A 20742-nucleotide genomic window follows, 5' to 3' on the forward strand; every position below is an offset into this window, starting at 1 on the left:
ATGACATTACCCCAATGGGTAAAGCCGATACTTGGTGATGAGGGTACATCAATCACCGATAACAATATTCATCGCTGGCAAGAGTGGCTAGAACCTGTTTCAGACGGCCACCCTTGTGGCGAGGATGTTGCATATGCCGATGATTTTGAGGCTATTAAAATTGAATTGGCCAAACTTTCAGGTATTGATTGCCGATTGATTTTGGATGCTTCTGAACGCTTGTTAAAACGTCAATCTAAAGACTTGAGAGTAGCAACTTATTATATTTTTGCCGCTTTGCGAGATAGGGGGTTGGCAGGTTTTTCAGATGGTTTGGAAATTTTATGTGGATTGCTGCAAAAATTTGATCAATCACTATGGCCGAAAAAGCCGGTACAAAAACGCAATGCATTAAATTGGCTGTCTGGGGAAAGAGTGTTGGATACTCTCAAAGGGACTGAATTATCTAATTCGGTAGACCTTAAGCGGACATTATCGGCGTTAATGTCGTTGCAGCATTATCTTGAGGGATGGGAAGAATCAGTACGTCCCAGCCTGTTTCCGTTATTGCAATATTTTGAAGAGTCATCTGTTCGTTTTTCATCACCTCAGACAAGTACAAGTCAAAGTCAGGAAGTTAGTACACCTATTGACCAGGAAGTTGTACCACAGATTCGTCAAGAGAGTCAGAGGCCGTCTGAAAGTTTAGCTGTCACTCAAGTTAACTCTTCTAAAGCCTTACTCGATCAAGTTAGGATTAATGCCGCCTATTTAAGAGAGCAGGATGATGGATATTGGCCTGCATATAAGATGATTCGCGCTGTACGTTGGGGTGGGCTAAATGGTATCCCGCCTCATCAAAATGGTCAGACTCGTTTGAAAGCTCCAAGGACAGATTTATTGGCAACTTTAAATCGTTTGGTTAATGAGCAGCAATGGCGGGATTTGCTTGATAGAGTAGAAGCGGCTTTTTTAGAAGGCGCTAATCAGTATTGGCTCGATTTGCAATATTACGCGTGGCAAGGACAGCAGGCTTTGGGTGGTTTATATCTTTCTCAGGTTGACTCATCATTATTTGAGCTGAAATCATTACTGACCAGATGTGATGGCTTGACTGGATTAAGTTTTGATAACGGATTTCCGTTTGTTTCAGCCGATACGCTTACGTGGTTGGAGCAAAAGGTTATGCCATCGATGCGCAAGCAGACTAGTAGCCGAACAGTTCAAAAAGCAGTAATAGAATCATCATCTCAGGTAGAAAACCAAGAAAGTCAATGGCAACAGGCTTTGTTAAAAACACAAGAACAAGGTTTGGATGCTGCTTTTGCTTGGTTGGAAACATTACCAGAGTTGCAGTCAGGTGCAGGGCAGGTTAAAAAGTGGCTGATGATGGCCCGTTTGGCTGCAAACAATCAAAAAGCAGATTGGGCATTGAAACTGTTGGAACAGGCTTCACGGCAGATGCAGGTTTTGACAGTAAAAGAGTGGGATAAACATTTTGCATTTGATGTATATGCTTTGTGGTATCAGCTGTTAAATGAAAATTTTGATAAGAAAGATACGGAAGCTACTGGGCAACTTGAATTTTTACGAACTGAATTAATGCAGGCTGATATTGTCCGTGCATTAGAATTAATTGATTAAACATATATTATGTCAGATCCCACATTACGTTATTATGAAGAAGAGATGCGGTATCTCAAGGAAGCAGGGTTAGAGTTCTCAAAAGCTCACCCTGATCGTGCCGCAATGCTGAATTTAGACAGAGTAGGTACACGCGATCCTTATGTGGAGCGCTTGTTTGAAGGCTTTGCTTTCTTAACAGGAAGAATCAGACAAAAACTTGATGATGACTTTCCAGAATTGACTGAGGGTTTGGTCAATATGCTGTGGCCTCATTATCTGAGGATGATTCCTTCTTTAACTGTTTTAGAGTTAATTCCAGATGATAACAAGTTGCAGGGCGGGCAGCTTGTTAAAAAAGGACTATCCGTACAATCTGAGCCCATTAATATTAATGACAGGTTGACGAGATGCCTGTACCGAACTACAGGTGATGTTAAACTCCAACCCTTGAGTATCTTGCATACGTTATTGGATTATGATGCAAATGGTCAAAGTGTCATCAAATTGACTTTTGGTATTCACAGGCAGACGCAGAAAGACAATTTGGATTTTTCTAAAATCAGAATTTATATTTCTGCTGATGAACCAGTCGCTTTCGCATTACGTCATGCCTTGTTAAATCAGGCTGCTCAAATCAGTATCCATCATGCCGAACTACCATCTGGAGGTAATATACGGTTTAAGGCCGTCGGATTTGCCGAAGATGAGAGATTGTGGGAAAAAGTAAATAACAGTTTCAGTGGATATCAATTACTATTGGAATATTTTTGTTTTAAACAGAAGTTTTTCTTTATTGATTTGATTGGTATTGATGCCGAAGAATGGTCGGAACGCATTAATGAGTTTAGTATTAATGTAGTTCTATCCAAACAATATCCTTCAGAGCTTAGATTTCCTCCAGATTGCCTGAAATTAAACTGTGTTCCTGCCATTAACCTCTTTGACATGGAGGCTGAGCCTATTCGGGTGGATCACAAGGCATTTGAATACCCTGTTAAGCCTTTGTTGCATGAAGGTATGGCAGTAGAGGTGTATTCAGTAAATGAAGTGGAAGCTGTAAATCATGAGACAGGCAAGCGCTACTCATATATTCCTTTCTCGTCATTCCAACATCGTGGTGGGTTGATGAAATATGATGCTCCGGAACGGTATTACCATACGAAGGTAAAACGAGGAGTATCTGGAAAGCATGAAACATTTATTATGCTTGGAGGATTGTTGTGGGATAGAAAAGATATTCTGCCTACTGAAACACTTTCTCTAAAAGTAGTAGGGACCAATGGTGCTTTGCCACGTAAGAGTTTGAGGGAAACCCAGATTCAAGACACTGATATAGCCGAGCCCAATATTAAAATGGTAAGAAACCTTACGACTCCGACGTTGTCATGCTATCCTCCAACAGAAGACAGATTTCAATGGCGTATCTTGTCCCATTTGTCACCAAATTATCTATCATTACTAAACGTTGATAGTTTGAAAGGTGCATTGTCGATTTACGATTGGACCGAAGATGAATTGAATAAGCGCAGATTGAACGGGATTGTTGACGTTAAGCATGAAACGGTACAAAGAATCGAGCGTGGTGCAGTTCATCGTGGAGTTCATATTACAGTAACATTTGATTCAACTGCATTTAATGGGGAAGCAGAAATTTATTTGTTCGGAGAATTATTGAACGAATTTTTTGCAATGTATGCTGATTTGAACCTATTTACCCGGTTCAGCATAGTTTCTCTGCCATCCGGGAAAACATATACATGGAAAGACAGCAAAACAACTATCACACGGTTTTAGAAACAGCGCATAAAAGTGCTAAAGAAAATAACGGCAGACAGACACTTCCTCTATGGGAGATTCCCAGAAATAAATCTCATCGCGAAGGTATAGCATCTGAAATTTTTCAAGAGAAATTGGGAGAGTTTATTGTACGCAATGCAGCAACAATGAATTTTTTCCAATTTTGTCGGGTTTTGGAAACGCTTGCCGATAGTGCTGAAGAAAAAGCTGTAGAGTCAATGGTAAGATTCAGAAGGGTGAAGTCTCTATCTTTCCCTTCTGGGGAAATTGCATCGGTAGAATATGATGCGGAAGCCGAGTTACCAACTGTAAGGACAACATTTTTAGGTTTGTATGGCGTAGATGCTGTCTTGCCGGATTATTTCCTGAACGATATTGCAACGCATAAAGACGGTAGTGAAAGCTTAGCCGCATTTTTGGATATTTTTAACCATAGAATTACAACCCTGTTTTTTCAGGCATGGAAAAAATACCGCTATCCGTTTTTGTTTCAAAATGAAGGGCAGGATGATTTATCTCGCTCTCTTCTGCACCTTATTGGGCAGGGGATGGTAAACGGCAAATTTATACATCCTTTGCTAGATAGCAGAATCTTGGGATTGTTCAGTGTTTTTTATCAGCGCACCCGAACAAAAGAAGGTATTATCAGTATAGTTAGATATTTGCTACCTTTTGCAGATGTAACAGTAAAAGAATTTCAGCCTCAGTGGGTAATATTGGAAAAAAATCGTGAGTTGGGGAAAGCCGGTTTGAGATTGGATGGAGGAAGTGCATCTTTAGGCAGTAGAATAAAAGATCATAGTCATCTGATACGTATTGAGATTACACCAGATACATTTGAGAATGCACAACTTCTATTACCAAAACAAACATTACACCAAAAATTACTTGAATTATTGAAGCTTTATTTGGGTTGCCGTTTTGATGCAAGCATTTACCTAAACATCAAGAAGCAATGGATACCTCAAAGCCGTTTAGCAAAAAAACAAATGTTGGGGATTAATACCGGTTTAGGTACGATGCATCAAGACAAGCAAATAAAGATAGCGAACTATACATATTCAAACTAATTTAAGAAAACGGAAAATCATGAATAAGAAAACTAGAATTCAGTCAGTCTGCGCATTAGCCTTGTTGTGCGCGGTATTATCAGGTTGCGGGGTTTTGCAAGGTGTGAAAGATGGTACGACCAATGTAACTAAAAGTATCTTTTATACTAAGTTAAAGATATTAAAGATTGACTTGGTTGCTCGTAATGGGTTGAATCAAAATGAACGGGGTCAATCGTTATCGACAGTTGTTCGCATTTATCAGCTTAGAGATAAGCAGAATTATGAAGTTGCATCTTATCGTGACTTGCTTAATCAAGATAAAACCATTTTGGGCAATGATTTGGTAGAAGGGTATAAGCAATATACCATTCGGCCTGGTGAAACTATCAGCTTGGATGAAACCTTGGATAAAGAGACCAAGTATGTTGGTATCGTGGCTTTTTATAATCGGGTAGGAGAGGATCAACCGTGGAAAATGCTTCTATCCAAAAAACAGCTGAAAAATAAAAAGCCTTTAGTTGTTGAGTTGGTAGATAATAAAGTTGTAATTCAAGAGACCGAAAAGAAAGTCAAATAATGGATGCAGCCCTCTATGAGAAATTAACGGGGTTTTATTCTGATGGCTTGCCACTAGATGGGCTTCCAGATGGTTTCCAGTTAGTTAGGAGTGTTTTAGATAATATCCAACGCATTCTCAATAGTCGGAGTGGTTCCTTGAAGCATTTACCTGATTATGGAATCCCTGACCTTAGTATGGTTTATAAGAATTTACCGTCTAGTGCACATGATTTACGATATTTCATGCGGAAGACCTTATTGAAATATGAACCCAGATTGAGAAATTTAGACATTCGACTAACTGAGTCTAAAGACAATATTATGGTTTTATGCTATCAGCTTGAATGTGAAATTGAAAATGCTGGTGCTGTAGTCATAGACACTTATTTTATGCCTGAAGGAACGGTTTCTGTTAAACGCAGCCGAGCGTAACTTTTTAGGTATCAACAGATTACTTTAAAATTAAGAACTAAATATATGGTTAAACACTTTTTTCTTACTTGCAGTGTATTGCTTTCAGCAGCTGCCCAGACAGCCTTAGCTAAAGAGTATGATTTAGAAGGTACATTAGTTACTCAAAATAATTATGTACGAATTGAGAGTTGTAATCTGAAAAATACTTATGCTTTATTACCCGGTAGTGGAAATGGCTATGAGGCGACAGCAGAGATTGTCAGTGCCAGAAAAAATATGCCTGAAAGCACGCCAATCTATGTTGCTTTAAAAGGAAAATTAGAAAGCCCCAATTTTTTAGTTTCTGGAATTGAACTCATCAAAATAGGGGAAAACTGCCATACCGCCAAAACTAAATCCTCATCTCCTGAAAAAGCCGTTCAGAAATATCCAAGTGAAAACCAGCAGCCAGATTTAGAAGACAAAAATTCTAAGGCTGAGCCACACAATCCTGCATTGAAGCCGGTGGAAGCAGAACCAGCGGTGATAGAACCAGAAAATCTGGAACAAACAGCAGAAGAATCAGGAACAACGATATCAGTTGAGCCGGCTCATCATTCAAAAACTACACAAGCTGAAGACGGTAAAAAGTCTAAAGATGATCAATATCCTTCTGATAATCTTCTTGATAAGAAGGTTAAAACAGAAGATGTTAAACAGGCAGATATTGAAACAACGTTAAATACATCTAAGCCAAATGTTCAATCTGTAGAGACTCCTGAAAAGGTAGAGCAACCTGCAGTAGATGAATCTAAGGCTGTGGAAAAATCAGTAGTTGAAGAAACTAAGTTCGTAGAGCAGTCATCTATAGTAGAAACACCTGAGGCAGTAGAACAACCAATAGCAAGTGAATCTAAAGCTGCAGAACAGCCAGTGATTGTAGAAACTAAGACTGTAGAACAGCCATCTGAAGCAGATATGCCTGCAGTAGTGGCGCAACCTATAGTGGATGAGTCTAAAGTTGAGCAGCCAGTGGATGCAGCAACGGCTAAGACTGTAGAACAGTCATCGGCAGTAGAAGCATCCGAGGTAGTGCAACCACCGGTAGTAGATGAGCATAAAGTTGTAGAACAACCTGAGGAAGTCAAAGCATTTGAACCGACTGGAGCTTCTGAAACGGTACACAATCCTATAATAGAAGAGACTTTTATAGAGGCCGATCATAAGGTAGAAGAGAAACCGTCTGTACCAGAGGTTGTTATTCCAGCATCGTCCTCTGTGGAAGATCGTGTAACGGTATTTGAAACTCAGCCTAAAGCCGATAATCAAGAATCTACACAATTAGAGGGTATTCCGTCTGTAGGGATGCAAGCCGACCAGTTAACAGAAGCAACTCATTCTACACATGAAACTTTATCGGGAACCGAAGCATCAGCACCAATAACCGATTCATTTTCAAATGAAATTTCTGCGCAGCCAGTTTATGTGAATCACATTATCGTGCATGAAGATGATGTGGCTGAGTAAAAGGTAACCAATATAGTCGAGTTAGTTCTCAGTTATGAGAAAAGGCCGTCTGAAAAATCTTAGTTTTAAGTTAAATGGATTTTGATTCTTCAGGTAATTGTAAAAGGTCTTAAGAAATTCGTTCTCGTGAATAAAAAAGCTTACTTAAATCATTAAGTAAGCTTTTTTGTATTTAATGGATAGTAAGCATATGAATTATTCGTAGCTTTTGTAAAACTTCAAAATCTAGATTTCTAAAACACTACGAAGGTTATGGCTCTTAATACCTAGAAAATCAGAGGTTTTCTGATGGTGTTTGATACAGGGTTTGGGGATTGGCTGTATCGGGGATTTCTTCCGGAGTGGATTGGGGGGCTGCTACCGGTTCGGAAGTGGCATTGCTGTCTACCAAGTCATCAATGTCGATGTTGTCGTCTTCGCTTTGAGGGAGCGTGCCGCCGGTTTGTTGGGTGCGGACTTTCATGTAAAGGTCGCGTGTGTAGCTGTATTTGTCGATGGCTGCACCTTCGAGGCTGTCGGTCAGGTCGAGCAGTTCTTCACGGGTGTTGATGGCTTGCAGGCCGATTGTGCCCCAGCGTCCTGCTCTGGTGTGGAAGACGGCATTTTTAACCGGATAGACGGTGGTGACGGCGTTGCCGACGGTATCGCGTACGGTAGACGGGCCGAGTAGGGGGACAACGAAGTAGTTGCTGTTTTTCCAGCCCCATGAGGCGAAGGTATCGCCGAGGGTGTTTTTATTGCTGGGCACACCGCCTGCACCGGCTACGTCGATTAAACCGCCAAGGCCGAAGGTGGTGTTGATGCCGACGCGGACGAGGTCTTCGCTGGCGCGTTTGACGTCAAGGCGCAGTACATTGCTGCCGAAGCTGACGACATCGCGCAGGTTGTTGAAGAAGTTGATCACGCCGGTACGCACCGGTTTGGGCGTTATTTTGCGATAACCGCGTGCGACAGGGGAAAGGACGTATTTGTCTGCTTTGTCGTTGAACTTGGAAACGGTACGGTTGTAGCCTTCGTAAGGGTCGGCTGGATTGCGTTCGGCAAGTGCGGGAGCGGAGGCTATGCTGATGAGGAGGCAGAGTGAAGCGGTGGTTTTTTTCATGATTGCAACCAGTCTTTGATTTCGTAAAGTTCGGCCAGTGCGCGGACGGAATCGGGAATGTTTTGAATGGTCGGTTTTTTGTCTGTCCGGCGCAGAGCGTTGAGCAGCAGGGAAACGCAGGCTGAATCTGCTTTGCCTACTTGGCTGAAGTCTATACTGTCTGTTTCTTTCAGACGGCATTGTTGTTCGTAGCGCGCAAAGGCGGAGGCAGTCAGGGTTTTGACGGTAACGTCGCCGCTGATGTAGAGCGTGCCGTTGCGGATTTCTGTTTGCATGGTGTCTTTATGATGTAAGGCACCATGCCGTCTGAACATCAGGCGGCATGGTGCGGGGGTGGATTATTTACCGCCGTTTTTGGCTTTCAAGTCGGCAATCAGGCCGTCGATGCCTTTGGCTTTGATGGTTTCGCCGAATTGGTTGCGGTATACGGTAACCAAGCTTGCGCCTTCTACTGCGACATTATATGCGCGGTATTTGCTGCCGCTTTGGTAGGTGGTGAAGTCCATGTTGACCGGTTTTTGGCCGGAAACGTTGATTTCGGCGCGGACGACGATTTCTTTACCGCCTTTGTTTACGACCGGGTTGTCTTTGATGTTGACCTTGGCGTTTTTGAATTTCAGCATGGTGCCGGAGTAGGTGCGGATCAGCAGGGTTTGGAACTCTTTAGTCAACGCTTGTTTTTGTGCGTCAGTTGCAGTACGCCATGGGTTGCCGACGGCCAAAGCTGTCATGCGTTGGAAGTCGAAGTAAGGGATGGCGTAGGCTTCAGCTTTTTGGCGTGCAGTGTTGGCATCGCCGCTGTTGAGGATTTTCAGCACTTGAACGGAGTTTTCACGGACTTGGTTGACTGCGTCGGCAGGAGAGGCAAATGCCATGCTGATGCTCAATACGCCGATGCTCAATGCGCTGATGAAGGAAGTTTTTTTCATGGGAGTGTCCTGAATATTGGGTTGATATGTGTTTATTGTTTGTTTTGACCGGCAGATTCACTGTCTGCGTTTTTTTCGGCAAAGCTGGTCATGAATTTGCCGATAAGGTTTTCCAAAACCATGGCGGAGCTGGTGACGGTAATGGTGTCGCCTGCCGCCAAAGAATCAGTATCGCCGCCTTGTTGCAGGCCGATGTATTGTTCGCCCAACAAGCCTGAAGTCAGGATTTGTGCGGAAACGTCGCTGCTGAACTGATATTGACTGTCCAGATTGAGGGCAACTTTTGCCTGATAGGATTTAGGGTCGAGCTGAATGGATGCAACGCGGCCCACCAGTACGCCTGCGGATTTGACCGGGGCGTTGGTTTTCAAGCCGCCGATGTCGCTGAAATCGGCATAGACGGTGTAGGTTTGTGATGATTTGCCGAACGATTGTCCGCCGGCGGCACGGAAGGCGAGAAAGCCGATAGCGGCTGCGCCCAGTAAGACAAACAGTCCTACCCAAAATTCCAAAGCATTTTTTTTCATGTGCTATTGTCCTTGTTTCATTCTTTTTAAGTGTCGTTTCAGACGGCCTTTAGTCGGTAAACATCCATGCGGTCAACATGAAGTCGACGGCGAGGATAGTCAGGGCGGAAGACACTACGGTGCGTGTACTGGCGCGCAAAATACCTTCGGAAGTCGGTACGCAGTGGAAGCCCTGATGTACGGCGATCAGCGTAACGGCTACACCGAAGGCGGCGGATTTGATTAAGCCGTTGAGTACGTCGTAATGGAAGGTAATGTTGTTTTGCATTTGCGACCAGAAAATACCGCCATCCAAACCCAGCCATTCGACGCCGACCAAATACGCGCCGTAAATGCCGGCAACATTGAAAATTGATGCCAACAAAGGCATGGAAAACACACCCGCCCAAAAGCGCGGCGCAACCACGCGTGCCACAGGGTCGACCGCCATCACGTTCATTGCTTCAAGCTGCTCAGTGGTTTTCATTAAGCCGATTTCGCTGGTCATGGCACCGCCCGCGCTGCTGGCAAAAAGAATAGCTGCCAATACGGGACCCAATTCACGCAACAGGGAAGCGGCAACCATATAGCCCAGAATATCGGCGGATTTGAATTTTGCCAGCTGCGTATAGCCCTGCAAGCCCAACACCATGCCGACAAACAGGCCGGAGACGGCAACAATCAGGACAGACAACACGCCTGCAAAGTAAACCTGGCGGATGCTCAGGCGCGGGCGGGCAAACGCCGTACCTGATTTTGCCAGGATATGCAGGAAAAACAGCGTAATGCTGCCTAGCGATTGGATGAAGCCGAGGGTTTTTGCCCCGACGGAACGGATAAAATTCATAGGTTTCAGTTGATTGGTTAAATGGTTTTCAGACGGCCTTGTTTAAGTTTCAGGCCGTCTGAACATCAGCCCAGCAAGTCTTGTTTTAAAGTCGTTTGCGCCGGATAGCGGTAGGCGACAGGGCCGTCTGCCAAACCGCCGACAAACTGGCGTACCCAAGGCGAGTCGAGCTCGCGCATTTCTTCGGGCGAGCCGGAGAACATGATTTCGCCGTGTGCCAGGAAAATCACTTGATCGACGATTTCCAGTGATTTTTCGATATCGTGCGTTACCATCACGCTGGTTGAGCGCAAGGCTTTGTTGGCACGGCTGATGAGGTGGGCGATGACGCCCAGCGAAATCGGGTCGAGGCCGGTGAAAGGTTCGTCGTACAACATGATTTCAGGGTCGAGCGCAATCGTACGCGCAAGGGCGACGCGGCGCGACATACCGCCGGAAAGCTCGGAAGGTATCAGGTTTTCAATGCCGCGCAAACCGACTGCATTCAGTTTCAGCAATACTAAATCGCGGATGACCGCTTCGGGCAAATCCGTCAGTTCGCGCATGGGGAAGGCGATGTTGTCGAAGACGGATAAGTCGGTGAACAATGCGCCGTGTTGGAACAAAACGCCCATGCGGCGGCGGTGTTCGTACAGCTCCTGCGCTGAAAATGCGGCCAAATTACGCCCTTCAATCAGCACTTTGCCCGATTGCGGGCGGATTTGACCCGTAATCAGGCGCATCAGCGTGGTTTTACCGCTGCCCGAACCACCCATTACGGCGGCGAAATTGCCTTGTGGAATGCTGAAGTTGATGTTGTTCAGAATAGGACGGTCGCCATATGCGAAGGCAACGTCTTTCATTTCGATGAAGGGTGTGGAACTCATGCAGGAGGGGAGTGTCGAAAAATGTATTTTAATTACGGGTATTGTAAAGGGTATTGGATATTCGGGCAATTTTCAGACGGCCTGCACTTAGGAATAACGGGTAAAAACGTGTGAAAGAATGCAGAAGCGTTGGTGGTACGGTCGTTTTGCAGCGTGTTGTGTCAAACATACAGACAGTTGTGTAGGTAAATAAAGAGGCGGGTAAATATACCCGCCTTGTTTTTAATATTTCTGCAAACCTTCCACCTTGATTTCTTTGGCATTGGCATGGATGAAGGCTTGAGTCGCTTTCATCGTGGCTTGGATGCGTGGATCGTTCCAACGCACGATTTGGTTGTTTTCATCACGCTTGTCCGACCAGATAATTACGCCGTCGGTGTATTTTTTGCTGATTTCAAGCATTTTGCGCCAGCGGACGGGGTCGATGAATTGCTTGAAATAAGGGCTGTTGGTAGCCGAATAATATTGCGGCCAGATGTAGCCGATGATTTTTTTGTTGGGAAAGCGTTGATGGATGTCGTCAACGGCGGTTTTCACGTCTTTTTCCCATTGCACCAAATCGGGGGAAGTGATGTAGAACACAGGATTGGCATAGTCGCTGATGGCGGCGGTGGGCGCACGGCGTTTGCTGACTTGCCGCCATTTGGCCAAGATGGCTTCGTTGTCAACGTTGGGGCGGTAGTGGCGGATGCCGTGCAGGTGTTCGGAGGGCATGCCGTAGTTGCTGATGAAGGCGCGCGGGTTTTCTTCTCTGAAGATTTGGTACATCCGTGCGAAGTCGGTTCTCAATTCGTCGGGTGTCAGCAGCTGGCCGTCTTTTTCGGCAAACCAGCTTTCGATGTCGGTAGAAATGGTGCGGTAGCCTTCGCGGCGCGATTGTTTGGCCAATTCACGGATGCGCGCTTCGTTGAGTACGCCGTGTTTGCGTTTGCCTGTCGGATCGGGTTTGACCAACTCGCTTTCGTAAACCAAGAACACTTTGGAGAGTTTGTTGGCGGTCAGGTCGGGTTTGCCGACATAGTCCATGCGGTCGTAGATGATGAAATCTTTGGCATGGGTGGAGAGGGCGGTCAATAAGAGGACGAGGGGCAAAAGGCGGTTGGGTTTCATATTTTTAGGCAGATAAGGGAAAAGGGCCATTGTACGGGAAGCGGTGTTAAAGTGAGTCAAAGGCCGTCTGAAAGGATAAAAGTTCTTTCAGACGGCCTTTGTTGGATTGGGGGTATTCAGTTTTGAGGCTGGTGTGATTTACTGCGCCGCAGTTTTTTCCAGCAATAGGAAAGTCTCGGTTTTGTTGCGCGGTCTTGCGCCTTGCCACAAGGTTTGCCAACCTGAAGGTACGCCGATGTTGGCGGCTTGGCGGATGAGGCGGTAGCGGCAGGTCGGGTTGTCGGTCGTGGTTTTGATATGGCTGTATTGTGTCCATGCGATTCGTGTGCGCTGGTCTTGGCCGTCGATGCTGATACATTCGAGGCCGTCTGAAAGTTTCTGTTTCAATTCGGAAGAAAGTGCGGTTTCCATTTGGTGTACCACCGGCGCATGGCTTTTGGCGGCGTTGAGCCACGGTAAAAACAGGGTCATCAGCAAAGCCCAGGCCAAGGTAACGCCGGCTGCCCAGTTGGTGACGGCTTGGCGGCCGCGGATGTTTTTACGCGTAATCGCCCAGAGCCACAACGGGGTAAACAGCAGGGCGACGGCCATCGGAATCGGGTCGATGTCGGGGATGTAATACGGGCTGAAATAGGCGGCGCGTTCGGCCAGTTTGGCGGGCCAGCCGTAGTTCATGGCGAAGAAGCCCAGCCATAGGAAGACGGCAATCAAACCGAATGCCATGATGCCGAACCAGTTGATAAATGCCGCTGCGCCGCGACGCAGGCCGTCCAGTTGTGCCGCGCCGAGCAGGGCGAGCGGCGGCAACAGCCAAACGAGGTTGTCTTGCAGGCGTTGCGGATTGATGGCAAGTAGGGCTGTCATGATAACCAGCCACGACAGGCTCAGAATACCCCAGTTTTTATCGTGGATACGCGTGCGGCTGAGCGTCCATGCTGCCAGCGGCCAGGCAGGCAGGGCAAACCACAGCAGGTTTTTCAGATAATAGGGCAGGTTGAAGGCCATCTGAATCTGATGGAAACCGCCGAATACGCCTAAGGAATAATGGTTGAACCAAATATCAAACCATTCAGGATTGGTTTTTGATAAAACCAGCGGATACAGAATCAGCAGGGGCAGGGAAACGACGATGGCGCCGATCAGGGTCAGCAGATAGCGTTTGCTCTGCCAAGTGGAATGGAACGACAGGGCAAGTGCCAAAAACATCATGGCTGCGGTCAGCAGATAGCCTGAGGAAAGGGAGAGTAAAACCCAGCCGCCGCACAACAGCAAAATGGCAATAATGACGTGGCGGCGTGCCAGTGAAAAGCCGCACAGAATCAATCCAAATGCGGCAAAAGCGGCCGATATGGGATTGAGGAAGTGGGCGATGGGCAGCAAACCGATGCTGCCGATAAGGATTAAGACAACGCTGCGGCCGTGATGTCTGCCGAGAAAGTTGAAACCGGCAAAACCGCAGGCGGTCAGTCCGATGGCGGTAAATACCACGCCGGCAAAACGCGCGGCATCATAGGCATCGGCCGCCCAAGGCGAAAACAGGGTTTGGAATGCGGTTGCCGCCCATAAAAAAGCAGGGGAAATGGTTAAATCGGGTTGGCCGAAGATTTGTGCAATCAGCAGGCTGCCGCCGTTTTTCATGGACTCGGAGGCGGTAAAGAGGGAGGGTTCGGCAGGATTCCACAAGTCATGCGAGAACACGCCCGGCCACAGCCAGGCAAAGGCCATCAGCAGTAGAAGCCATGGTTTTTCATGGGTTTTTTGGGGGTGGCGCGGATCGGGCGGTGTGTAAGTCAGCATGGAAGGTCAAAAAACGGTTGGTTTGAATAGCAATGGTACAGGGTTTGACGGGTTTGTGCGATATGCCGGACCGGAGGGCTTTGTAAAATAATGCTTACGGCTCGTTTTTATCGGGTGTTTGGAAGGATATGGCGTTCGGTTGACGACAAAAAGCTCAGGCTGTCTGAAAGAAATGTTTCAGACGGCCTGAATGCAAAAAAGACTGCACGAAGCAGTCTTTTTGACAAAGCGGCAATTAGCGTTTGAACAGGTTGCCGAATTTGTTGTTGAATTTGTCCACACGACCGGTAGTGTCGACGATTTTTTGAGTACCGGTGTAGAAAGGGTGGCACAGAGAGCAAACCTCAACGTTGAAGCTGTCTTTTTCCATTGCGGATTTGGTCACGAATTTGTTGCCGCAAGAGCAGGTAACGTTGATTTCGTGGTAGTTCGGGTGAATACCTTGTTTCATTTGATTTCCTTTCGATTAAGCGGGCACAGGGGTTTTGCCTGTACTTCAGTTAAGCGTGGAATTTTCGCTATTTTTGGCTGTTTCGTCAAGCGGATATTTTGCGTAGCGGGCAGTTTCGCAACAGGCGAGAACAGTTTAGAATAGAGTTTCAAACCAAATGTTGTGTAATCGGGCTGTAATCTAACTGAAAAGAGGATGTAAAACCTCTTCTAGATGTGAAACTTTAAGAAGAATAATAGTCTGAATAATATTTACGCTTGTACGAACAGGAGACGGAATCAATGTGGAAAAGGATATTGACGTGCATTTTGCGTGTTTGGGGAGGAATGTTGCCTCCGTCTTATTGCAAACCATTCGGCAGAATTGCGCAAAAATTCCGCGCCGCTTTGGCTGCATGCATTTCTCCAAACATCGGTAAAAACGTCAATATTGAAAAAGGCGGATACGTCTTTCCGGATACGGTAGTCGGCGATAATTCGGGTATCGGCGTAAACTGCGAAATCTGTCGCGGTTTGACCCTCGGCAAGAACGTGATGATGGGGCCGGAATGCCTATTTTATTCAACCAACCACAAATTCAACCCTGAAACCCGCCGCTTTGAAGGCTATACGGACATTCGCCCGATTGTGATTGAAGACGATGTTTGGATTGGTAGACGTGCGATTATCATGGGCGGCGTTACCATCGGTAAGGGTGCGGTAATCGGCGCAGGTTCGGTGGTTACTAAAGATGTGCCGCCTTATTGCGTGGCAGCGGGCAATCCTGCGATTGTTCGGAAAAATCTGCTTGATGAGCAAGAGCTTGCAGCCGAATAGCGTAAACAAAATAGCAAAATAAAAGGCCGTCTGAAATTCAGACGGCCTTTTTTAATATTGATTAAGCAGCAATTTTTTCGCATTCTTTAATGCAAGCCAAGCAAGATTCGTAGCAGGCTTTGCATTCAGCGTGGTGGCCGGCGTGCTCTTTGCAGGCGGCAGAACATTGTTTGCAGGCTTCGATGCACACTTTTGCCAAAGACGGAGTCAGGCGTGAATTTTGGGCAGCGAGGTTTTGCAAGGTGCCGCACAGTGCCAACATTTGATTGACGCCGGCTGCGCAGTCTTTCATGGAGGTATCGCCTTCGCTCAACAGGGCGATGCAGTGTGCCAAACAGATTTGACCGGCTTCAACGCAATGTGCGGCCGCTTTGCGCGCAGCTTCGTAGGCGCGCGGTGCAGAGTGCGCGTGACCAGCATGACCGGCGTGGTGTGCATGGCCTGCGTGGTCGTGTGCACGGGCGAAAGAAGCGGCGGCGGTGAGGGAGACGGCGGCTGCGCTGCCGATAAATTGACGACGGTTCATCATAGTTTCCTTTTTGCTTTGTAGAAATATCGGACGAATTATTTCATCCGTTATTAAAAGGTTATCATGTTATTCGTTTTTAAACAATGGGCCGTCTGAAGGTATCGATAACACGTTCAGACGGTCTGTTGTTAAATATGATATTTGTTTAAATCAATCACAAATCGGATAGCTGAAATACGGCCAAGTGACTTTTTGCCGAGAAAATAATCGGTTTATTCCGCCAACAATTCTTCCGGTTTGACTTTCTCGCCATACACGGGCAAGAGGGTTTTTTCATAGGCGGCTTTCAGGCGGCCGTCTTTTTTCATGGCGGCGATTTCGCCGTTGACCCAGTTCAGGAGGTCGGTGTTGCCTTTTTGAACAGCCGGGGCGATGAATTCGGCAGGGCCGAGGTTGCCGATGGCGACTTCAAAATTCGGGTTTTCTTTTGCCCATGCCCACAGCAGGGCGTTGTCGTGGGCGAGTGCTACGCCGCGGCCGTCTTTCAGTGCGTCGAAGGTTTCGGTATTTTGGTCGAATTTCAGCAGTTTAACTTCAGGATGGTTTTTGGTGAAGAAGGCGTCGGCGGTGGTGCCTTTGTTGACCAGAAGGGTTTGGTCTTTCAATTGCGCAACGTCGGTAATCGGTTTGTCTTTTGGGGAAACTACGCCCAAGGCCACTTTCATGTAAGGATCGGCGAAATCGACGGCTTCGGCGCGTTCGGGTGTTTTGGTGAAGTTGGCGAGGATGAGGTCGACTTTGCCGGAACGGACGTATTCGACGCGGTTTGCGGCCTCGGTCAGGACGAATTCGACTTTGTCGGGGCTGCCGAGCAGGTCTTTGGCCAGGTCTTTGGCGATTTCAACGTCAAAGCCTTGGTTTTTACCGTTGGCGTCAACATAGCCGAACGGAGGCTTGTCGCCGAATACGCCGATACGGATGACGCCTTTTTCTTTGATGGAGGCAACGGTTGCCGCGCCGCTATTTTGTGAAGATTGGGCATCGCCGGAGCCGCCTCCGCAAGCAGTCAGGCCGACGGCGATGGCGGCGGAGGCGAGGAGGGCTTTGAATTTGGCATTCAATTGCATGAGTGTTTCCTTTTCAAATGTTTGGTTGAAAGTGGAGGCCGTCTGAAAAAGGGTTCGGACGGCCTGAAAATAAAATCAGTAGTCCATGCCTGCCAAGAATTGGCGGGCGCGTTTGCTTTTGGGGGCGGAGAAGAAGGTTTCGGGGTCGGACGATTCGACGATGCCGCCTTTGTCCATGAAGACGATGCGGTCGGCAACTTTGCGAGCAAACCCCATTTCATGGGTTACGATGAGCATGCTCATGCCTTCATGGGCGAGTTCTAAAACCACTTCCAAGACTTCGCGCACCATTTCGGGGTCGAGTGCGGCGGTGATTTCGTCCAGCAGGATGACTTCCGGATTCAGGCACAGGGCGCGGACAATGGCGATGCGTTGTTTCTGGCCGCCGGAGAGTTCGCGCGGATAGGCGTTTTTGCGGTCGAGCAGGCCGACGCGTTCCAGCAGTTTGTCAGCTTGTGCCTCTGCTTCGGCACGGTTGCGGTTTTGTACTTTCACCGGGCCTAAGAGGATGTTTTCGATGACGGTCATGTGGGCAAACAGTTCATAGCTTTGAAAGACCATGCCGACTTTTTGCCGGGCGGTTTGCCAGGAAACGTCTTTGCCGAATTCGCCGACTCCATCCATCACGATGCTGCCGCCTTGGTGCGGCTCTAAACCGTTTACGCAGCGTAGGAGGGTGGATTTGCCGCAGCCGGACGGGCCCAGCAGTACGATGACTTCGCCTTTTTCCAAGTCCAAGTCTAAGGATTGAATGGCGGTTACGTTGCCGTATTGTTTGTGCAGGTTGCGGATGCTCAGTAAAGCCATGTCAGTGTTCCCATTTTTGTTCAAGTTTTGCCGCCAGCAGCGACAGCGGCCAGCAACAGAAGAAATACAGCATAAAAATCAGGCCGTAAACCCAAAATGAAGCATTGGGTTGCGTCAGCAGCGAGTTTTCGATGATTTGCTGGCCGACTTTGACGACTTCGATGACGCCGATAAGGGAGGCGAGCGAGCTGGTTTTGATCATGCGCGTAAACAGATTGACGGCGCCGGGCAATACGCGGCGGATGCTTTGCGGCAGCTCGATGTAGCGGAATACCTGCCCGCGGCTCAAGCCGAGTGCCAGGCCTGATTCGACCTGGTGTTTTTCAATCGATTCCAATGCTCCGCGGACCAAATCGCCCATTTCGGCGATGCCCCACATGGTAAATACCCAGACGCAGACCCAAAATCCGTCGATGTGGATGCCTGTCCAGACGGATAGGCCGAAATACAGGCCGAACAGCCACACCAAAATCGGTACGATTCGGATGGTTTCGAGATAAAACCGTCCGATAAGGCGGATGAGCCGGTTGCGCGAACGTAAAACCAAGCCGAACAGCGTACCCAATACGCAGGAGGTGGCAACGGAGGCCAGGGAAATCTGCGCCGTCAGCAACAAGCCTTCGCCCAAGCGTGCCGCGTTTTGTCCTTCAAACAGCCAGTCAAACACCATATTTTGCACTCCGTACGCGGTTTTCTGCCCAGCGCGCCAGAAGCGAAACGGGCAGAAGGATGATCAGGTAGCTGGCAAACAGCAGGAACAAGGCTTCGTTGGTTTTATAGTCCATGCCGATGATGTCTTTGGTAACGAACAACAATTCTGCAATGCCGACCGCGCTGACGATAGATGTTTCTTTCATCAAAAACAATACGTTTGCGCCGATGGCGGGAACGGCGACTGCCCATGCCTGAGGCAATTCGACATAGCGGAACACTTGAAAGCGGCTCAAACCGATGGCCTTACCCGCTTCGATCTGCCCTTTGGGGACGGCCAAAATACCGGCGCGGATGGCTTCCGCCATATAGCTTGCGCCCAAGAAAACCAGTGCGATCACGCCGCAGGTGAAACCGTCCCATTTAATGCCCATTTTCGGCAGGCCGTAATACAGGAAAAACAATTGGATCAGTAGGGGCGTATTGCGCGACAGCTCGATATAGGCGCGTGCCAATGCGTAGAAGGGGCGGATGCGGTATGCCGTAACCACGGCAACGGGCAGGCCGAACAGCAACGACAAAACGACGCTATATACCGACAATTCCAGCGTCAGCTTTGCCGCATCGACAAATTTAGGGATGGCATCGATCAGATAAGACCAGTTCATCAGAGTCAGACAATCAGCATGATAAAGGCAGTATTTTAACGGGTTTGTAAGAGAGTGTTAAATAATGGATAGGAATATCGATTGTGGATAAAACACAAAAAATGGAATAAGGCAAAGGCCGTCTGAAACGTTTCAGACGGCCTTAAAATGTCAAAGTTTCCGCGTCAGGCGGTAGCCGCTTTCCGTTCATGAATCAGTAAATTCAACAGGGCGGCCGCGCCTGCCAAGACTGCGTCGGCGTACCACATCCAGCCGTAATCGTTGAAGCGAGTGATGACGATGCCGCCGATGTATGAACCCAAAAAGCCGCCGATTTGGTGGCTCAACATGGTCAACCCGAAGAGGGTGGCCAAGTAGCGCGTACCGAAAAGTTTGCCGGTAATGGCGGCGGTGGGGGCGACGGTTGCCAGCCAAGTGAAACCGAGTCCGGCGGCGAAAAGATAGAAGTTCAAATCGGTTTTAGGTGCGGCCAGATAAATCAATATCATGGCGACACGCGAAGCATATAAACCGAAGAGGACGTATTTGCCCAAAAATCTGCCGGTACACCAGCCTGAAAAAATACAGCCGGCGATGTTTGCCAAACCAATAATGGCAATGGAGGTCGAAGCGACCGTAGCGGGGAGGCCGCAAAGTGAAATTTCGGTTGGCAGGTGGGTAACCAAAAAGGCGATGTGGAAACCGCAGGTAAAGAAACCCAAATGCAGCAAGATATAGCTGCGGTTGGCGAAAGCCTTGCAGACGGCCTGCTTCAGGGTTTGGCCGCCGTTGTCGATATGGACGGTGTGAGAAGCATGTTTGCCGCCGGCCAGCCACCAAGAAATCGGCAAAATTAAGATGGCAATGACTGCCCAAACATAAAATGTCCCCGTCCAGCCGACGTGGGGAAGGGCAATCAAACCTTGAACCAGCGGCGCGAACAAAAATTGCCCTGCGGACCCGCCTGCATTGACCAAGCCGGAAGCCAAGCCGCGCCGATGAGGCGGCGTTTTGGCGGCGACCTGTCCCATAATGATGGAAAATCCGCCCGAACCCGTACCAAATGCCAATAATAAACCGATACCCAGCATCAGCCCCCAATAAGTCGGCATTTGCGGCACCATCAGACAGGCGGCAATCAATAGAACCGTACCGCCGGCTAAAACCTTAAACGCGCCGAAACGGTCGGCCAACGCGCCGGACAAGGGTTGCGATATGCCCCACATCAATTGGAAAACGGCAATAATCAGGCTGAACTGGGTCATGCTCAATTCGGTTGAGTTGACGACGGGCAGGACAAAAAGCCCTAAAGTCATCCTCATGCCGATGGTAATCAGCAGGATGGAGGCGGCAGCGGCAATCAGCAGCCACAAATTAGGTAATTTGGCAGAAGAATCGGTCATGATGTTTGTGTGTAAGGGGGCAGGGAATAAAAGCTATTCCTGCCACTATATTATTTATTTGATTTCTCGGCGAGCCGATATATAAACGCGCGATTCTAGCATTGGGCGAGAAACGGCATAAATAACCGTTGGTTCTTTGGATATGGTAAAAAATGATATGGCTTGAGGATGAATTGAGGATGAAGCGGTCAAATATTCTTCGTTTGGTACCGACGGAGCAAGCAAATTGCCGTTGAATTTTCGTTTGAGAACAAAGGCCGTCTGAAAAGTTTCAGACGGCCTT

22 protein-coding genes are annotated in these 20742 nt (G+C 47.7%); 7 read left to right on the forward strand and 15 right to left on the reverse strand.

All coding sequences use genetic code 11. The annotated features are described in order from the left end of the window. Genes tssA through HMPREF3022_RS09850 form a run of 6 tightly spaced genes read left to right on the forward strand, consistent with a single transcriptional unit; the run spans position 1 to position 6932 of the window. Complete coding sequence (tssA, locus tag HMPREF3022_RS09825) at positions 1–1623, forward strand: type VI secretion system protein TssA (protein WP_283119071.1); 1623 nt, start codon at positions 1–3, stop codon at positions 1621–1623. 9 nt (positions 1624–1632) lie between these two features. Continuing rightward, positions 1633–3399, forward strand: coding sequence for a type VI secretion system baseplate subunit TssF (gene tssF / locus HMPREF3022_RS09830; protein WP_070765555.1), 1767 nt, complete (start codon positions 1633–1635; stop codon positions 3397–3399). Continuing rightward, on the forward strand, positions 3363–4472 hold the full coding sequence (gene tssG / locus HMPREF3022_RS09835; protein WP_070765556.1) for a type VI secretion system baseplate subunit TssG: 1110 nt from the start codon (positions 3363–3365) through the stop codon (positions 4470–4472). Before tssF ends, tssG begins: the two co-directional genes overlap by 37 nt. Before the next feature lie 19 nt (positions 4473–4491). After that, on the forward strand, positions 4492–5031 hold the full coding sequence (gene tssJ, locus HMPREF3022_RS09840) for a type VI secretion system lipoprotein TssJ (RefSeq protein ID WP_049332881.1): 540 nt from the start codon (positions 4492–4494) through the stop codon (positions 5029–5031). Next, positions 5031–5444 carry a type VI secretion system baseplate subunit TssE gene (tssE, locus tag HMPREF3022_RS09845; RefSeq protein ID WP_049332879.1) on the forward strand — a complete coding sequence of 138 codons (414 nt, stop codon included), beginning with the start codon at positions 5031–5033 and terminating at the stop codon, positions 5442–5444. The genes tssJ and tssE overlap by 1 nt, the downstream gene beginning before the upstream one ends. A gap of 45 nt (positions 5445–5489) precedes the next feature. Continuing rightward, positions 5490–6932, forward strand: coding sequence for a prolipoprotein diacylglyceryl transferase (locus HMPREF3022_RS09850; protein ID WP_049332877.1), 1443 nt, complete (start codon positions 5490–5492; stop codon positions 6930–6932). Between the two features lie 274 nt (positions 6933–7206). On the opposite strand, the gene HMPREF3022_RS09855 is transcribed toward HMPREF3022_RS09850, so the two are convergent. The 9 genes from HMPREF3022_RS09855 to rpmE form a co-directional block, all read right to left on the reverse strand. Continuing rightward, positions 7207–8034: an MlaA family lipoprotein gene (locus tag HMPREF3022_RS09855; RefSeq protein WP_070765557.1), complete on the reverse strand. Its 828-nt coding sequence runs from the start codon at positions 8032–8034 to the stop codon at positions 7207–7209. Beyond that, positions 8031–8309, reverse strand: a complete 279-nt coding sequence (locus HMPREF3022_RS09860; RefSeq protein ID WP_036493932.1) for an STAS domain-containing protein — start codon at positions 8307–8309, stop codon at positions 8031–8033. Before HMPREF3022_RS09860 ends, HMPREF3022_RS09855 begins: the two co-directional genes overlap by 4 nt. Before the next feature lie 63 nt (positions 8310–8372). Then, positions 8373–8963 (reverse strand): MlaC/ttg2D family ABC transporter substrate-binding protein, encoded by a 591-nt coding sequence (locus tag HMPREF3022_RS09865; protein ID WP_003681817.1) that lies wholly within the window; start codon positions 8961–8963, stop codon positions 8373–8375. Between the two features lie 32 nt (positions 8964–8995). Beyond that, positions 8996–9490: an outer membrane lipid asymmetry maintenance protein MlaD gene (gene mlaD / locus HMPREF3022_RS09870; protein ID WP_049329454.1), complete on the reverse strand. Its 495-nt coding sequence runs from the start codon at positions 9488–9490 to the stop codon at positions 8996–8998. Positions 9491–9539: 49 nt separating this feature from the next. Beyond that, positions 9540–10316: a lipid asymmetry maintenance ABC transporter permease subunit MlaE gene (gene mlaE / locus HMPREF3022_RS09875; protein ID WP_070606268.1), complete on the reverse strand. Its 777-nt coding sequence runs from the start codon at positions 10314–10316 to the stop codon at positions 9540–9542. Between the two features lie 65 nt (positions 10317–10381). Next, the gene (locus HMPREF3022_RS09880; RefSeq protein ID WP_070765558.1) at positions 10382–11182 is read right to left on the reverse strand and encodes an ABC transporter ATP-binding protein; all 801 of its coding nucleotides are present in this window, start codon (positions 11180–11182) and stop codon (positions 10382–10384) included. Between the two features lie 222 nt (positions 11183–11404). Continuing rightward, a complete protein-coding gene (locus HMPREF3022_RS09885) occupies positions 11405–12292 on the reverse strand; it encodes a hypothetical protein (RefSeq protein WP_283119072.1) in 888 nt (295 codons plus the stop codon). Positions 12293–12430: 138 nt separating this feature from the next. Beyond that, positions 12431–14089, reverse strand: coding sequence for an ArnT family glycosyltransferase (locus HMPREF3022_RS09890; protein ID WP_070765560.1), 1659 nt, complete (start codon positions 14087–14089; stop codon positions 12431–12433). A gap of 235 nt (positions 14090–14324) precedes the next feature. After that, entirely contained in the window at positions 14325–14540 is a 216-nt protein-coding gene (gene rpmE, locus HMPREF3022_RS09895) for a 50S ribosomal protein L31 (RefSeq protein WP_003681847.1), read from the reverse strand. A gap of 281 nt (positions 14541–14821) precedes the next feature. On the opposite strand from rpmE, the gene HMPREF3022_RS09900 reads away from it, so the two are divergent. After that, entirely contained in the window at positions 14822–15355 is a 534-nt protein-coding gene (locus HMPREF3022_RS09900; protein ID WP_004519047.1) for an acyltransferase, read from the forward strand. Positions 15356–15416: 61 nt separating this feature from the next. Here the strand turns inward: HMPREF3022_RS09900 and HMPREF3022_RS09905 are convergent, their stop codons facing one another. The 6 genes from HMPREF3022_RS09905 to HMPREF3022_RS09930 all read right to left on the reverse strand — a co-directional run bounded on the left by HMPREF3022_RS09905 (position 15417) and on the right by HMPREF3022_RS09930 (position 20459). Continuing rightward, a complete protein-coding gene (locus tag HMPREF3022_RS09905; protein WP_049332867.1) occupies positions 15417–15881 on the reverse strand; it encodes a four-helix bundle copper-binding protein in 465 nt (154 codons plus the stop codon). A gap of 215 nt (positions 15882–16096) precedes the next feature. After that, positions 16097–16951: an amino acid ABC transporter substrate-binding protein gene (locus HMPREF3022_RS09910; RefSeq protein ID WP_049332866.1), complete on the reverse strand. Its 855-nt coding sequence runs from the start codon at positions 16949–16951 to the stop codon at positions 16097–16099. Between the two features lie 75 nt (positions 16952–17026). Next, the gene (locus tag HMPREF3022_RS09915) at positions 17027–17758 is read right to left on the reverse strand and encodes an amino acid ABC transporter ATP-binding protein (protein ID WP_049332863.1); all 732 of its coding nucleotides are present in this window, start codon (positions 17756–17758) and stop codon (positions 17027–17029) included. Between the two features lies 1 nt (position 17759). After that, positions 17760–18428, reverse strand: coding sequence for an amino acid ABC transporter permease (locus HMPREF3022_RS09920; RefSeq protein WP_049332861.1), 669 nt, complete (start codon positions 18426–18428; stop codon positions 17760–17762). Next, the gene (locus HMPREF3022_RS09925; protein ID WP_049332860.1) at positions 18418–19077 is read right to left on the reverse strand and encodes an amino acid ABC transporter permease; all 660 of its coding nucleotides are present in this window, start codon (positions 19075–19077) and stop codon (positions 18418–18420) included. The genes HMPREF3022_RS09920 and HMPREF3022_RS09925 overlap by 11 nt, the downstream gene beginning before the upstream one ends. Positions 19078–19241: 164 nt before the next feature. After that, positions 19242–20459 carry an MFS transporter gene (locus HMPREF3022_RS09930; protein ID WP_070765561.1) on the reverse strand — a complete coding sequence of 406 codons (1218 nt, stop codon included), beginning with the start codon at positions 20457–20459 and terminating at the stop codon, positions 19242–19244. Positions 20460–20742: the final 283 nt, after the last annotated feature.

Origin of the sequence: Neisseria sp. HMSC065C04 (assembly GCF_001815375.1) — a bacterium.
Taxonomy (GTDB): Bacteria; Pseudomonadota; Gammaproteobacteria; order Burkholderiales; family Neisseriaceae; genus Neisseria; species Neisseria flavescens_D.

Coding starts and splice junctions, on each gene's coding strand:
- tssA (WP_283119071.1), top strand. CDS start 1: ATGACATTACCCCAATGGGTAAAGCCGATACTTGGTGATGAGGGTACA.
- tssF (WP_070765555.1), top strand. CDS start 1,633: ATGTCAGATCCCACATTACGTTATTATGAAGAAGAGATGCGGTATCTC.
- tssG (WP_070765556.1), top strand. CDS start 3,363: ATGGAAAGACAGCAAAACAACTATCACACGGTTTTAGAAACAGCGCAT.
- tssJ (WP_049332881.1), top strand. CDS start 4,492: ATGAATAAGAAAACTAGAATTCAGTCAGTCTGCGCATTAGCCTTGTTG.
- tssE (WP_049332879.1), top strand. CDS start 5,031: ATGGATGCAGCCCTCTATGAGAAATTAACGGGGTTTTATTCTGATGGC.
- HMPREF3022_RS09850 (WP_049332877.1), top strand. CDS start 5,490: ATGGTTAAACACTTTTTTCTTACTTGCAGTGTATTGCTTTCAGCAGCT.
- HMPREF3022_RS09855 (WP_070765557.1), bottom strand. CDS start 8,034: ATGAAAAAAACCACCGCTTCACTCTGCCTCCTCATCAGCATAGCCTCC.
- HMPREF3022_RS09860 (WP_036493932.1), bottom strand. CDS start 8,309: ATGCAAACAGAAATCCGCAACGGCACGCTCTACATCAGCGGCGACGTT.
- HMPREF3022_RS09865 (WP_003681817.1), bottom strand. CDS start 8,963: ATGAAAAAAACTTCCTTCATCAGCGCATTGAGCATCGGCGTATTGAGC.
- mlaD (WP_049329454.1), bottom strand. CDS start 9,490: ATGAAAAAAAATGCTTTGGAATTTTGGGTAGGACTGTTTGTCTTACTG.
- mlaE (WP_070606268.1), bottom strand. CDS start 10,316: ATGAATTTTATCCGTTCCGTCGGGGCAAAAACCCTCGGCTTCATCCAA.
- HMPREF3022_RS09880 (WP_070765558.1), bottom strand. CDS start 11,182: ATGAGTTCCACACCCTTCATCGAAATGAAAGACGTTGCCTTCGCATAT.
- HMPREF3022_RS09885 (WP_283119072.1), bottom strand. CDS start 12,292: ATGAAACCCAACCGCCTTTTGCCCCTCGTCCTCTTATTGACCGCCCTC.
- HMPREF3022_RS09890 (WP_070765560.1), bottom strand. CDS start 14,089: ATGCTGACTTACACACCGCCCGATCCGCGCCACCCCCAAAAAACCCAT.
- rpmE (WP_003681847.1), bottom strand. CDS start 14,540: ATGAAACAAGGTATTCACCCGAACTACCACGAAATCAACGTTACCTGC.
- HMPREF3022_RS09900 (WP_004519047.1), top strand. CDS start 14,822: ATGTGGAAAAGGATATTGACGTGCATTTTGCGTGTTTGGGGAGGAATG.
- HMPREF3022_RS09905 (WP_049332867.1), bottom strand. CDS start 15,881: ATGAACCGTCGTCAATTTATCGGCAGCGCAGCCGCCGTCTCCCTCACC.
- HMPREF3022_RS09910 (WP_049332866.1), bottom strand. CDS start 16,951: ATGCAATTGAATGCCAAATTCAAAGCCCTCCTCGCCTCCGCCGCCATC.
- HMPREF3022_RS09915 (WP_049332863.1), bottom strand. CDS start 17,758: ATGGCTTTACTGAGCATCCGCAACCTGCACAAACAATACGGCAACGTA.
- HMPREF3022_RS09920 (WP_049332861.1), bottom strand. CDS start 18,428: ATGGTGTTTGACTGGCTGTTTGAAGGACAAAACGCGGCACGCTTGGGC.
- HMPREF3022_RS09925 (WP_049332860.1), bottom strand. CDS start 19,077: ATGAACTGGTCTTATCTGATCGATGCCATCCCTAAATTTGTCGATGCG.
- HMPREF3022_RS09930 (WP_070765561.1), bottom strand. CDS start 20,459: ATGACCGATTCTTCTGCCAAATTACCTAATTTGTGGCTGCTGATTGCC.